Annotated in this window: 10 protein-coding genes and 1 rRNA gene (1 of these 11 cut by a window edge); all 11 read left to right on the plus strand. The window is 32.3% G+C overall.

Annotation, left to right across the window (positions count from 1 at the left end; all coding sequences use genetic code 11):
• Positions 1-465 precede the first annotated feature (465 nt).
• Positions 466-1,071 (plus strand): recombinase family protein, encoded by a 606-nt coding sequence (locus M2919_RS08160; protein ID WP_202585269.1) that lies wholly within the window; start codon positions 466-468, stop codon positions 1,069-1,071.
• 375 nt (positions 1,072-1,446) lie between these two features.
• Positions 1,447-2,916 carry a SpaH/EbpB family LPXTG-anchored major pilin gene (locus tag M2919_RS08165; protein ID WP_248848620.1) on the plus strand — a complete coding sequence of 490 codons (1,470 nt, stop codon included), beginning with the start codon at positions 1,447-1,449 and terminating at the stop codon, positions 2,914-2,916.
• Positions 2,917-2,968: 52 nt separating this feature from the next.
• Positions 2,969-3,820, plus strand: a complete 852-nt coding sequence (locus tag M2919_RS08170; RefSeq protein WP_202585267.1) for a class C sortase — start codon at positions 2,969-2,971, stop codon at positions 3,818-3,820.
• A gap of 36 nt (positions 3,821-3,856) precedes the next feature.
• The gene (locus M2919_RS08175; protein ID WP_202585266.1) at positions 3,857-4,807 is read left to right on the plus strand and encodes a Cna B-type domain-containing protein; all 951 of its coding nucleotides are present in this window, start codon (positions 3,857-3,859) and stop codon (positions 4,805-4,807) included.
• Entirely contained in the window at positions 4,804-8,235 is a 3,432-nt protein-coding gene (locus M2919_RS08180) for a DUF7604 domain-containing protein (RefSeq protein WP_248848621.1), read from the plus strand. The genes M2919_RS08175 and M2919_RS08180 overlap by 4 nt, the downstream gene beginning before the upstream one ends.
• A gap of 32 nt (positions 8,236-8,267) precedes the next feature.
• Entirely contained in the window at positions 8,268-8,822 is a 555-nt protein-coding gene (locus tag M2919_RS08185) for a sortase (RefSeq protein WP_248848622.1), read from the plus strand.
• 105 nt (positions 8,823-8,927) lie between these two features.
• The gene (locus M2919_RS08190) at positions 8,928-9,725 is read left to right on the plus strand and encodes an AP2/ERF family transcription factor (RefSeq protein ID WP_248848623.1); all 798 of its coding nucleotides are present in this window, start codon (positions 8,928-8,930) and stop codon (positions 9,723-9,725) included.
• A 538-nt stretch (positions 9,726-10,263) separates the two neighbouring features.
• A complete protein-coding gene (locus M2919_RS08195) occupies positions 10,264-10,680 on the plus strand; it encodes a sigma-70 family RNA polymerase sigma factor (protein WP_202585262.1) in 417 nt (138 codons plus the stop codon).
• A gap of 566 nt (positions 10,681-11,246) precedes the next feature.
• Entirely contained in the window at positions 11,247-11,456 is a 210-nt protein-coding gene (locus M2919_RS08200; RefSeq protein ID WP_202585261.1) for an excisionase, read from the plus strand.
• Positions 11,457-11,533: 77 nt separating this feature from the next.
• Positions 11,534-12,769: a tyrosine-type recombinase/integrase gene (locus M2919_RS08205; protein WP_248848624.1), complete on the plus strand. Its 1,236-nt coding sequence runs from the start codon at positions 11,534-11,536 to the stop codon at positions 12,767-12,769.
• Between the two features lie 634 nt (positions 12,770-13,403).
• Positions 13,404-14,746: ribosomal RNA gene (locus M2919_RS08210) — 16S ribosomal RNA — on the plus strand; it runs 217 nt beyond the window's last position.

The raw sequence follows: 14,746 nt of genomic DNA on the forward strand, positions 1-14,746 counted from the left end.
CTATATTTATATGTTTGGGGGTCTTAGGGTTCTCCCTAACAAGGTAAAATTGATAAAAAAAGAAGCAGTCCGTTAGGGGAGCTGCTTCATCAATTTTTCGCAAGTGTCCGTACACTTGCTATGCTTGCTTAAATGATCAAAAGAATATATAAGATAACAAGAATTAAGCGGATATTTAGTTTTATGAAATTATATCATAAATCTTACCTTTATACTATATAACATATATTAATGTAAATGCTTTGGAGAGTATGGACATATTATTTGTGTAGAAAATTTTATATTGACAAAGGAGTTGAAAAGATAATTTGTACAAAGGTGTTATAAAAATATAAAGATTATAAAAGAAGTCTGGGAGACAAATAAAGTTTAAAGACTTCTTTTTTGTTTGAAGAAAATATGTTCTCACTAGATATATCCATATAACATTTAAATTATATAAAAGTAAAATCAGGAGGAGATTAAATGAGGTATGGATATATAAGAGTTTCGACAAAAGAACAAAACGTAGATAGACAGCTTACAGCAATACTAAAAGAGAAAATAGAGATGAAACAAATCTATATTGATAAAGCGAGCGGAAAAGACTTTAATCGAAAGAAATATAAAAAGCTAATTAAAAAATTAAAAGAAGGAGATGAACTTTATATAAAATCAATAGATAGATTGGGAAGAAACTATGACGAAATCATAAAAGAATGGAACACAATTACCAAAGAAAAAAACGCAGATATTGTAGTACTAGATTTTCCACTTCTTGACACTAGAACAAAAGTAAATGACTTAACAGGAAAATTTATAGCAGATATAGTCCTTCAAATACTATCCTATGTAGCTCAAATAGAAAGAGAAAATATTCATCAAAGGCAAATGGAAGGAATAAGTGAAGCAAAAAAAAGAGGGGTGAAATTTGGTAGGAGTAAAATAGAAATTCCTAAAGAATTTTATAATCTGGCTGAGAAATACTGCAAAAACGAGACAAGTCTTAGAAAAGCTTCTAAAGAGCTTGGTATAAGCCATACTACATTTTCAAAGTGGTTAAAAGAACAAGGGTATGCAAAAGAGAAATAAGAAGTGTAAAAAAAAGTAGACTTTTATTTACGTATAAATCGCTTACTAATTCAATACTGTTAATTTTCTGTAAAACAGTAATTTCCTGCGTCTATACAGACGAATTAATTATATCATAGTTTGTAATTTATTTCCTGATATTATTGACAGTCAAAGTTAGAATTAAACCAAAAAAATTAAGGGAGGAGGAATTGATAAGGAAATAGATATCTAACTGAAGATACAATAAAATCATAAGAAGAAACATTTATTTTACTTGGTTTTTTAAAAATTGGAGTCAAATCGCTATAACTAATTAATAACAACTGAATCTATACAACTTATATCATTATATAAAAATATCTAAAAAATAATTAGATCATAAGGAGGAAGAAAATGGCTTTAAAAATTAAAAGAATACTAGGGGTAATGATGGCATTAGTACTTATATTATCCACGGGATTATCAAGTTCAAAAGCATTGGCGGCATCGTCAAATAAAGGAACTATCACAGTAAACGGAACAACTACAGGGAAAAACTATTCAGCTTATAAGATTTTTGACTTAACTCAAAGTGGAGAAAATGTTTCATATACTATTGCAAAAGAATGGAAAGACTTTTTCACTGATGGTGCAGGGACGGAATATATCGTTAAAGACAATTCCGGAAAACTAAATCCAATTGTTGTAGGTGGTGAAATAAAATATATCAATATCACAGAATCTAATATATCAGAATTTGCAAAAGCTGCATTGGGCGAATTAAATAAGGAAGGTATAAAGAAAACTCAGACAAAAAAAGCAGATGGTGAAACTTTAACTTTTAGTGGATTAGAACTTGGTTACTATTTAGTACATCCAGAAGGGGCTACAGAAAAAGTAGAAGATCAAAATTCAATTGTGTCTTTAACTTCAACAACTCCAGAAGCAGAAGTTAAAGTGAAAGCAACATATCCAACAGTAGAAAAGAAAGTGGACAAGCCAACAGCTGACATTGGACAAGAACTTACTTATACATTAACAAGTAAGGTTCCTGACACTACAGGATATAGTAAGTATACCTTTAAAATGACAGATACATTATCAAAAGGGCTAACTTTTATTTCTAAACCTGAGGAAGTAACAGTAACAATTGGTAGTGACCCTATTGAAGAACATGTAACAAAAAAAATAAATGAACAAGACTTAGAAGTATCTTTTGATATGTTACAACTACAAGATAAAGTAGGTCAAACAATTACGATAACATATAAGGCGAAATTAAATAAAGATGCAGTGATTACAGATGGATCTAATCCAAACAATGTTACCCTTGAATATAGCAACGATCCAAAAGATAATGAGAAAACAGATACAACAAAAGACGAAGAAAAAGTATTTACAGCTAAAGTTATTGTTAATAAAGTTGACGGAAAAGATAAGACTACACCATTAGCGGGTGCAAAATTTAAGTTAAAAAATGACCAAGATAAATATTACAAAGTTGATCCTAGTACTAAAGAAGTAACTTGGGTCGACAAAGATGAAGCAACAGAAGTTGAAACAAAAATTGTAGATGAAAATGCCACTGCTTCATTTGAAGGTTTGGCTGCTGGGAAATATAAGTTGGAAGAAACTAAAGCTCCAGATGGATATAACCTATTAACAAAAGATATTGAAGTAGAAATTAAAGCAACTAAAGAAGATGATGGTGCTGTTACTGCTATTGTAGATGGAGAAGCAATTGTTGAAAACAATTCTGGTGTAGAGCTTCCAGGAACTGGTGGTATTGGTACTACTTTATTTGCAGTTTCAGGTAGTGGAATTATTTTAATAGCTCTATATAGTCTTGCAAAAGAAAAACTAAAAAAGAAAGGAATTAGATAAAAATTTTCAATAGAGATGGTTAACCATCTCTATTGAAATAAATAGTTTGTTTATGGAAAAAAGCAAATCAATTTTTTTTCGAATTTTATTACTAATTGGCTGTAGTATTTTCTTCTACCCTACAATCAGTGATTATGTAAATAATATTAGTCAATCTAGGGCAATTGTTGAATATCAGGAAGCATTAAGTCAATTTAAAGATATTGAGATTGGAAAAATAAAAGAAAAGGCAGATAAGTACAATCAAAATTTATTAAAGGTTGAAAATCCCTTATCAAATCCTCTTTCATTAGAAGGCTACAGAGAAAATTTAGACCCTTTCAAAACTGGAATGATGGGAACGGTAATTATAGACAAAATAAATGTTAACTTACCTATTTACCATGATGTCAACGAGGGGGTAATCCAAGTAGGAGTTGGACATCTTCCGGGATCTTCTTTACCGGTAGGAGGCAAAGGCACACATGCTGTAATTTCAACTCATAGTGGACTGCCATCAGCTAAATTATTTACTGATTTAAATAAACTGAAAATGGGGGATGAATTTACCTTATCTGTCTTAGGGGATAATTTAACCTATAAAATAAATCAAATTATTACTGTTTTGCCAAAAGAAGTAGAAGCCTTAAAAATTGAAGAAGGCAAAGACTATGTAACCATGTTTACATGCACACCCTATGGAATAAATACTCATAGGCTTTTAGTAAGAGGAGAAAGAGTAATAAAAGATACAAATCATAAAAAAGCAAAAACTCTTGAAAAAGCGGAAAAAAGTATAAAAATACATCTAATTAAGATGATATTTTTCTTGATTGTATTCCTTATTATTCTATTTACTATTATAAAAGATTTAATATCTTTGATAATAAATAGGAAAAAGCATAAAAACCAAGATAAAAATTAAAAATTAGCTTAAAGCAAGATTTATTGGAGGTGAAAGATGAATAAAACTAAAAAAATCCTACCATTATTTCTCATGTGCTTAATATTAAGTCTTATTATATTTCCTTCAAAGATATTAGCAAGTAGCGACTTTGATAAAGACAAGGACGTTGAGTTTACTATCGACTATCAGAATGAAGGTAAGAAATTATCTAATGCGGAATTTGACATATATAAAGTAGCGGATGTTGATGAGAATCTAAACATAGATCTTTCAAAGAAATTTAGCAAATATCCTGTTGATTTAACGAAATTAAACCAAGATGGTTGGAACGATTATTCTCTCACCCTAAAAGGATATGTGCAAAAGGACGGGGTAAAACCTGTAGTGACAGGGTTAACTGATGCTAACGGAATTTACAAAACAAAACTAAAAGCTGGATTGTATCTTGTCATTGGAAAGCAGTTAACTTTAGATAATTATATATATGAATCCAGTCCCTTTCTAGTTCTATTACCTAATGTAGAAAGAGAAACTGGGACATGGAACTATGAGGTAATCTCAAAGCCAAAAACAACTAGAGAAGAAAAGATCATAAAAGAAGTGTCTAAAAAAGTCATAAAGATTTGGAAAGATAAAGGCTTTGAAAATCTACGCCCTAAAGAAGTTCAAATTGAACTTTTAGGAAATGGAAAGTTAAAAGAAGTAATAAGCTTAAGTGAAAAAAGCAATTGGCAACACACATGGCATAAATTAGATGCAAATGTAAATTGGACCGTAGCAGAAAAAAGTGTGGGCAAACGTAAATATAAAGTATCTATAAGTGAAGAAGGTGATACTTTTATAGTTGAAAATACTTATTTATCATCCGAAACACCAAAAAAAACCAAAGACCCCTTGCCACAGACGGGTCAGTTATGGTGGCCTGTGTATACTCTAGTTGGTATCGGTTCAATAATGATTGTGTTAGGCTTTATTCAAAATAGAAGAAAGAAGGTGGATGAATGAAAATTAAAATGAAAAAATTTATATCGCTTGTTTTAGTACTGCTAATATTACTTTCAAATTCCCCTATTTCTCTGGCTATGGATAAAGAATCTTTTGGTGAGCATACAAAAGAAAGTAACTCAATTGTTATAACAAACACACAAGAAATAAAAGAAGACTCTCCAGACGAAAAAAGAAAGAGTGAGAGTAAGAGTAATTCATTAGAGATAAAAAATAGTGAAGATCTTACAAAGGGGTCTATTATAAACTCCTTTGAAACTAGCAAGGAGTTGCCTAAAACTTATTTTTATGAAAATGGTGAGATTGAAATTTCTATAGAGCTAAAACAGGGAACATTGCAAGAAGAGGCACAATTAATAGTTAAGGAGGTTGATTCAGAAAAAGACGATAGACAATTAGGATTACAAAAAAGAATCACGAATATGATTACTGAAAAGCTTAATGAAAAGCAAAAGTTAAATAAAGCAAAAATTTATGACATTTACTTTATTAATAAAGACGGAGATAGAATTCATGATCTTGAAATTCTAAATATACACTATGTCTTTAAAAAGCCATTTTCATTAGAAGAGCAAAATGAACTCTCAATATTTTCGCTGTTCAACAACGAATTAATTGATTGTAAAGATACAGAAATCAAAAGAAATGATAGAAATGAAATTGTAGAATTAAGTTTTGAAGTTGATAAAATAGAACAACTTATCTTGATCGATACGGTAGAAAAAAACATAAACCTTAAAGAAGAGTCTCAAGAGGTTCATGAAGAAGAACTGAAAGAAGAACAAGAAGACAAAAGAACTGATAAATTAAAAGAGTTTACTTTAAATTATTCAGACTATGAGAAAAAACTTATTTCAAAATTTGAAAAACTTGTAAAAGATAAGTCCGGCGAAAGTCGTCTAACTCATCAAGACGCTTTAGAGTTAAAGGATAAGTTTGATATTAAGGATTATGATGAAAATTCTCCAGAATATATAGACATAAGCAATATAGAAATTAAGGATGGAAATTTTTTTATTGATTTCTACAAGAATTCAGAAAGCAAAATTAAAAAAATTGAACTTGAAGTTGCGAAAGAATTAACTTTAGAAGAAGAAATATATTCAGATAAAGATAAAGAATCTGCAAAACTTATACTTAAAGAGTTGACAGAGCTAGAAAAATCAATAGAAAAACTTAACGAGGTCAATCAATCACAAAAAGATTTCAATAATTTAGAAGCCGCAGTAAAAAAATTATATGACAAAAAACATGAGTTGATACAATCTCTTGGAAAGATAAAAATCTCTTATAATTTTGAAGATCAAGGACTTGAGAGATTAGATAGTCATAGTGTATTAGAAGATAAGGTAGATATTGTTTCGTTAATTCCAAAGAATTCTAATGATTTTGAAGACTTTACTTTGGCTTTTAAATCGACGGTTAAAGAAATTAGTAGTATTAATTTGTTAAAGATAATTGTGGAAGGTGATATAGGAAAGCAAGTCATAATATTTGAAAATAGCCAATTTGCAGAAACCAATCATGCAGATGGTTTAATTCCTAGAAGTTACAATAGACAACCAGATATTTTTCAAATGGGTAAAGTACCTAATTTACAAAAACATAAAACAATTGATTATTTAGGAGATGGAATACAAAATCCTGATACGAATATACAAAAGACTAAAACTCCAGAGGAAATTGCAGATAACTACCGTATATATTTGGACTTAAATAGTAAAACCCAGGTAGAAACAGAGGGTGTTGATCTGGTTTTAGTACTTGATAGATCTGGGAGTATGAGTAAAAAAGATATGAATATTCCAGGATATAAATATAAGCAATCTAGAGCAAAAGCTATAGACTTCTTCTTGAATGGTCCCAATGATAATGATGGCTTTGTTTATAATTTCTTAAATCAGAATGAAAAAAACAATCTTACCATTGTAGATTTTGGAGGAGTTGGAGGTTTGCTAGGCAATCCGTTTTACACACTAGATAAAGACTCAAAAATATTGTTGGATTGGACTAACAAACCAAAAACGGTGAGATTTACCAACGGATTTCAAGAAGGTACGAATTACGATGCGGGATTGAAAAGAGCTGAACAACAATTCTTGGCAAGACCGTCAAGTGCAAATAAAAAAGCCATGATTTTCTTAAGTGATGGAGTTCCAACATTTTATGTTTGGCATAATGGAAAAAGATATGGCAGTGGAGCTTACGATAGTATTATTAATGTTAACAACGTTAGAAAGTGGATTCTTGATGAAGAAGAAGGTACCTTGAATCGTTTTTATAATTCAAATCCGGATGTTTCTACAGTTGCTATAGGAGTTTCAAAAGATATTAACGATACGGGTTTCTTCACGTCACAAAGTCCAGAAGTTTTAAAAGCTATGTCGAAAAAAGGCAATGGAATATTCTTGGGAATTAAAGAGGATATAAGTGAATTAACAAAAAGTTTAAGTAATACGGTTTTATATTCAGTTTCAGAAGTAAAAGTAAAGGATACTTTAAGTAAGGATATAAAATTGGACTCGATACCCGATTTTAAGGTGACAGTAACGGATACAAATGGAATGATAAAGACTCTTTGGGAAAATGGAAATCAAACAGCACAAAATGAAAATGGTAGATACATCCAATCAGTTAAAACTCAAAAAGTCAATGAAGAAGAAAGTGTTATTTTAACTTTCAATCCTGACTATAAGTTAGATAAAAACATGAAATTTACATTATCTTATAATATTACTATTCCAAAGGAGACATTTGAGGAGTATCAAAGAAACGGCTACCCTCATAGAGGGGATTTTGGGACAGATTATGCTGATAATAAGACTAGTTCTAACAAAGCTGGATTTAAGTCAAATAAAGAAGCTTATGTAGATTATGTCTTTGGACCTGAAGAAAAACCATATAAAGAGTTCTATGACCATCCAGTAGTCCAAGTTGCTCTTCAAAATTTGAGTGTTAAAAAAATAGATTCGGTAGGTAATTCTCTTGAAAATGCTAAATTTGCAATATATAAAGAAAATCCTGATGAAAATCAAAACGTTCAACCACTTAAACTTTATGATAATGAGGATTTAAAAGGTGACAAGAAAACTGAATTTATTACTAATGATAAAGACGAGATTAAAATATATGGACTAGTCCATGGGACATATTATTTAAAAGAAATCGAAGCCCCTGAAGGATTTAGTAAAATAGACAACTCATTAAAGATTGAAGTATCACGTCTAGGAAAAGTTAGTATGAAAGCAGATGATAACTTTTCATTAAATGATAATACCGTCATAGTAAAGAATGAATTAATGGGAGGCTATGAACTGCCAACAACTGGTGGATCAGGAAGTACTATATTCAGGTTAACAGGGCTTTTAGTGTTAGCTATTGCCTTAATCATCCCTTATAGAAAGAGACAAATTAAATGCGAAAGGTAAATAAGTTTTTCTTATTTGGTACTATCTGTATTGTGGCTGGATTAGTATTTTTTTCTAAAAACTTATGGGAAGATTATCAGGTTGGAAAAGAAACTGAGTTAATCAAAGAAAGGCTTGAAGAAAAGAAGGTCATAGAAATTGAAAAACCAATTGATGATAGACCTGATTATGTTAAAAACCCGTATATGGAAATGCCAAAGGTTACAATTGATGGCAATGAATATATAGGATATGTAATTATACCGAGCTTAGAGCTGGAACTTCCGATTCTAAGCTCTTGGTCATATCCAAAGCTTAAGATTGCACCTGCAAGATATGAAGGTTCTGTATACTTAAACAATATGATCCTGTTAGCTCATAACTATACAGTCCATTTTGGAAAGCTTCATCGATTAAATATTGGAGATGTAGTTCAATTTAAGGATATGAATGACAATCTTTTTGATTTTACTGTAGAAAAGAAAGAAGAGCTAGATGAAATACAGGTTGAAGATATGGTTTCTGGAGATTGGGACTTAACATTATTCACTTGTACCCTAGGTGGAGAAGCAAGAACAACTATACGATGTAAAAGAATTGAAAAATAGGCAATAATTTTTCTTGATATATCATTGTAGAAATAAAATTTAAGAGAGGTTATATTTTGAAAAGAGAAAATTTTTGTAGATATGACATCAAACAAAGCAAAAGAAATGAATAAAAAAGATAAACTTGATGGGAAAAGGTTTGGAAAATTAAAAGTATTATCTGTTTATAAAAAAGGCAAATACAAAAAATATAAATGTATTTGTGATTGTGGAAACACTACTGATGTTTATTATAGTAATCTTATTTCGGGAAGGACAGTAAGTTGTGGATGTAGAGGAGCGGAGATTGCTAATAGTTATAAAAACATAGTAGGAAATATATATCACAACCTTATAGTTGAAGAAAAAACTCAAAAGCGTGAAGATGGATCAATAGTTTGGAAATGTAGATGTCTTAAATGTGGAAATTATATTGAAGCCACTAAAAAGCAACTAGATAGAGGATATGTCAAAGACTGTGGAAATCATAAATATGATGACTTATTAAGGCAAAAAATCGGAGATCTTACAGTTATTTCATTTGATAAAAATAGAGAAAAATATCTTTGTCTATGTTCTTGTGGTAAGCCTACTTATGTTTCTAGATCTAATCTCATTAGTAAGCATACACTAAGCTGTGGTCATCTTAATAGTAACCGCAAATATAACTATGTGGATGGAGCTTTACCATATTTACTAACGGATAAAATACCGTCAAATAATACTAGTGGGGTAAGAGGTGTTAGTCAAACTAAAAATGGCAAATGGGTTTCTTATATTACGTTAAGAAGGAAAAGATATACACTTGGAACATTTAAGAATAAAGAAGATGCTATTAGAGCTAGAAAAAAGGCTGAGGAAGAACTATTCGAGCCAATTTTAGAAAAAGCAGGTAAAAATATTAAGGTAAAAAAACAAGAATAGCAAAAAAAATCTGTTGTTAAGAAAAAAAGAATATAAAAATTTAGGAGGAACCCTTAATGAAACACTTTTGCTTGAAAACAGAAAAAAATAGGTTGTTTTACAGAATCAAGTGTATCAAGCTTCAAAAAGAAATATGGATGTGTCGTGTAATGAAAAAATAAAAACAAACTATTAAATAATGCTCCAGGTTATCTCTGTAGTAAGAAAGAGATAATAGATATATGTTTTTTTAATTTCCATATACAATTTAACAAAATTTATAAAAATTCAACATTTTAGAAAGATTCTATAACTCACATCACACTCTTTCTATATATTATGAAATGAGCTTTATTTAAAATTAAATCTAATAAGTATTAGATAATGTTTTGTTATATTTAGCTGTGTTTTATAAAGGGTCCAATATAAAAGGATAGCCACGAGTTAATCGTGGCTATTTTTGTACCTAATTATAGGTGAGTTGCTTATGAATTGTGTACGAATTAGATCCCCGCCATGCCTCCTTAAATTTCAAAAAGAGATTTAAGGAGGTTTTTATATGACAAAGAAAGATTATTTTATTTTTATTGATAAAGAAAAGGTAATGGTTAGTAAGGAAGTTTATCTGGCTTATTGGAAGCAGACGAATAGGGAAAAATATTTAGAACGACTTGATCGTAAAAATAGATTGCTCTATATTTCTCAATTTGATCAAGATGGTAACTTTCAGGATATAATAGAAGATAAAAGTGTAGATGTAGAAAAATTAGTTGAAACAAAAGAGGCAATAGTGAACTTGCGAAAAGCTATTTCTAAACTCAGTGATGAAGAAAGAGAGATTATTAATGCTTTGTATTTTAGGGAAGAGACTATACGAGACGTCGCACAGAATATAGGGACGCATAAGACATCTCTTATAAGAAAAAGAGATAGGATTCTAGAAAAGTTAAAAATGATTTTAGAAAAAAATAAATAAAAGTGTGTCCAAGAGGGTCAAATTTTCACTCATATAAGTGAGGGGGATTTGACCTTTGTTTTTTAAAACAAGCAACTTATAAATACCTCTCATGTTTTATATAAATATTGATCCTTGATAACTTAATAGACCAAGACGAGACGTTATCCATTTAGGGAGCATAAACTTAATTACGCATAGACCTTCCTGCTGAGTAATCGGTTCAAATAAATACTAGGATGTTCTAAGGAATAGAAGGAAGCGAGCGATAAATAAATAGGTTTAATTAAGGCCTGGAAATCTTAAGCGATGAATTAAGTGGTGATAATGATACTTCTAAAGTTGATGCTGGCCCATCTATAACAGGGGCAGAGGTGAGATACCTATGTAGCAATTCCATTGCACTCGTTTATGTCATAAAACTAAATAACAACATGCAAATTTAAAATACTAATATATGAAAAGTAAAAAATGAAAAATACAGCAAAAAGGCTTAGATATATCATTTTATAGTATAAGCCTTTTAATAGATAGGAGATTCTTTACATATAAGTATCTCCATATGTTTTTAATGAAAGGAAGGGGCTATGGATAGAGAAAATATAAATGATATTCGTATTGCTGAAAAAGCCTTCTTAACACTTAAGGAGGCGGCTAGTTATTTTAATATTGGACAAGATAAAATTAGACAGTTAACTGATGAAAGAGATTGCACATTTGTTTTATTCAATGGCAATAAGAGATTAATTAAAAGAGAGTTGATGGAGGGGTATTTAAATAAACAGTATTCAATTTAGTGATTTTCGATAAAAGAACATGCTGCATATGATATAATAATCATAGCGTGTTCTTTTTATCGGAAAGGGAGATTTTCATGGTAAAAAGACGTAAAGATAATAAAGGAGTAGTTTTAAGAGAAGGAGAACATCAAAGAGCTAATGGTACTTATGAATATAAGTGGAGAGATAAGATTGGAAGAAGAAAGTCTATCTATGCAAAAACTTTACCCGAATTAAGAGAAAGGCAAAAAGAAATTTTGCGTAATAGCTTAGATGGTATAGATAGTGATAATTCTACTCTTACAATCAATGATATGTTTAATCTTTGGAAAAAGGTAAAGCGAGGATTAAAAGATAATACTTTTAAAAACTACATTTATATGTATCAACAGTTTGTAGAACCTACCTTTGGTCAACTTAAGTTAGTTGAAGTGAAACGTTCAGATGTTAGAGCTTTTTATAACCGATTAAAAGAAGACCAGGGATTAAAAGTATCAACAATTGATTGTGTTCATACTATATTACATCAAGTTTTAGATTTAGCACTAGATGATGATTATTTAAGATATAATCCTTCAGATAATGCTCTAAAGGAGTTGAAGTCAGCTTATAGACACGAAACACCTAAGAAAAAAGCTATGACCATCGAAGAACAAGCTTTATTTGAAAAGTTTTTATCCTCAAGTAATGAATATAGAAGATGGTATCCTATTTTTACTGTTATGCTTTGGACAGGTATGAGAGTAGGTGAAATTACAGGACTACAATGGAATAATTTAGACTTTGATGAAGGATTAATTAGTGTAGAGCATACTTTGGTATACTATAGTAAAGGTAAGGGGCTAAGCAGTAAATATGCAATTAATACACCAAAGACTAAAGCGGGAACAAGAAAAATTCCGATGATTGAAAAGGTCAAAGAAGCTTTCTTGATAGAAAAAGAAATGCAAGAAGTATTTGAAATTGAGTGCAAAGATACAATTGATGGTTATAGTAATTTTGTGTTTTTAAATCGCTTTGGTAAAGTACACAATAATAATACTTTGAATAAATCATTAAGGAGAATTGTAAGAGACTGTAATTTAAAAATTCTAGATCAAAATAAGAGTAAGAAAGAAAAAGTGATATTAGTACCACATTTAAGTAATCATATTTTTAGGCATACTTTTACGACTAGAATGAACGAACAGAATATGAATACTAAAGCAATGCAGTCCATCTTAGGTCATGCAGATATAACGATTACTATGGACATATACACAGATGCAACTGAAGACTTTAAAATAGAGCAAATGCAAGCTTTTGAAAAAGCAATGATGGGATCTTATTAATACGACCATCATACGACCGATTTACGACCGTTTGATCTAGATTTATGGTCAGTTGTAGACAGTTGCAAAAAAGAAGAGAATGATAAAAGCTGATAATATCAGTCTTTAGAGACATATAGATGAATATTCGTAAATCAACATGGATTTCCCAACGATGCGTCCATAAAGATACTTGATTTTAAATAAAACGCTTGATATAGTAGGTTCTAGAACCTACTATATTTTTTTATAAAGATGGTTGACATCGGTTGGGTTCCCGTGCTACTATATAAAAGTTGTCACAGCGAATAGGTGACATAAAAAAAGATTTAAAAAGTTTTGAAAAAGATGTTGACGGAGTCAACTAAACGTGTTATTATTTAGAAGTTGTCAGGTGACAACAAAACAAGCTTCAAAAAATAATTAAATAAAAGTGTTGACAATCAAATGCCGACATGTTATTATTTAAAAGTTGCTACTAACGCAACGAAGTAGACCTTTGAAAACTGAACAAAGTAAGACGAACCAAATGTGTAGGGCGTTTTTACAAGTGTAAAAACAAACACAATTTTACAGTTTTTTATAAAAACTGATAGTGAAGTCAATTCGCTAGCAAACAACAAATGAGCTAAACATCTTCGGATGTTATCATACTTTTAATGAGAGTTTGATCCTGGCTCAGGACGAACGCTGGCGGCGTGCCTAATACATGCAAGTCGAACGCTTCTTTTTCACCGGGTGCTTGCACCCACCGAGAAAGAGGAGTGGCGGACGGGTGAGTAACACGTGGGCAACCTGCCCATCAGAGGGGGATAACACTTGGAAACAGGTGCTAATACCGCATAATTCTTTTTGTCGCCTGACAGAAAGATAAAAGACGCTTTCGGGTGTCACTGATGGATGGGCCCGCGCTGCATTAGCTAGTTGGTGGGGTAACGGCTCACCAAGGCCATGATGCATAGCCGACCTGAGAGGGTGATCGGCCACACTGGGACTGAGACACGGCCCAGACTCCTACGGGAGGCAGCAGTAGGGAATCTTCGGCAATGGACGAAAGTCTGACCGAGCAACGCCGCGTGAGTGAAGAAGGTTTTCGGATCGTAAAACTCTGTTGTTAGAGAAGAACAAGTGAGAGAGTAACTGTTCTCACCTTGACGGTATCTAACCAGAAAGCCACGGCTAACTACGTGCCAGCAGCCGCGGTAATACGTAGGTGGCAAGCGTTGTCCGGATTTATTGGGCGTAAAGCGAGCGCAGGCGGTTCCTTAAGTCTGATGTGAAAGCCCCCGGCTCAACCGGGGAAGGTCATTGGAAACTGGGGAACTTGAGTGCAGAAGAGGAGAGTGGAATTCCATGTGTAGCGGTGAAATGCGTAGATATATGGAGGAACACCAGTGGCGAAGGCGACTCTCTGGTCTGTAACTGACGCTGAGGCTCGAAAGCGTGGGGAGCAAACAGGATTAGATACCCTGGTAGTCCACGCCGTAAACGATGAGTGCTAAGTGTTGGAGGGTTTCCGCCCTTCAGTGCTGCAGTAAACGCATTAAGCACTCCGCCTGGGGAGTACGGCCGCAAGGCTGAAACTCAAAGGAATTGACGGGGGCCCGCACAAGCGGTGGAGCATGTGGTTTAATTCGAAGCAACGCGAAGAACCTTACCAGGTCTTGACATCCTTTGACCACTCTAGAGATAGAGCTTTCCCTTCGGGGACAAAGTGACAGGTGGTGCATGGTTGTCGTCAGCTCGTGTCGTGAGATGTTGGGTTAAGTCCCGCAACGAGCGCAACCCTTATTGTTAGTTGCCATCATTCAGTTGGGCACTCTAGCGAGACTGCCGGTGACAAACCGGAGGAAGGTGGGGATGACGTCAAATCATCATGCCCCTTATGACCTGGGCTACACACGTGCTACAATGGACAGTACAATGAGTTGCGAGACCGCGAGGTTTAGCTAATCTCTTAAAGCTGTTCTCAGTTCGGATTGCAGGCTGCAACTCGCC

The organism is Vagococcus lutrae, from assembly GCF_023299185.1.
In the GTDB taxonomy this organism is placed as follows: domain Bacteria; phylum Bacillota; class Bacilli; order Lactobacillales; family Vagococcaceae; genus Vagococcus_A; species Vagococcus_A lutrae.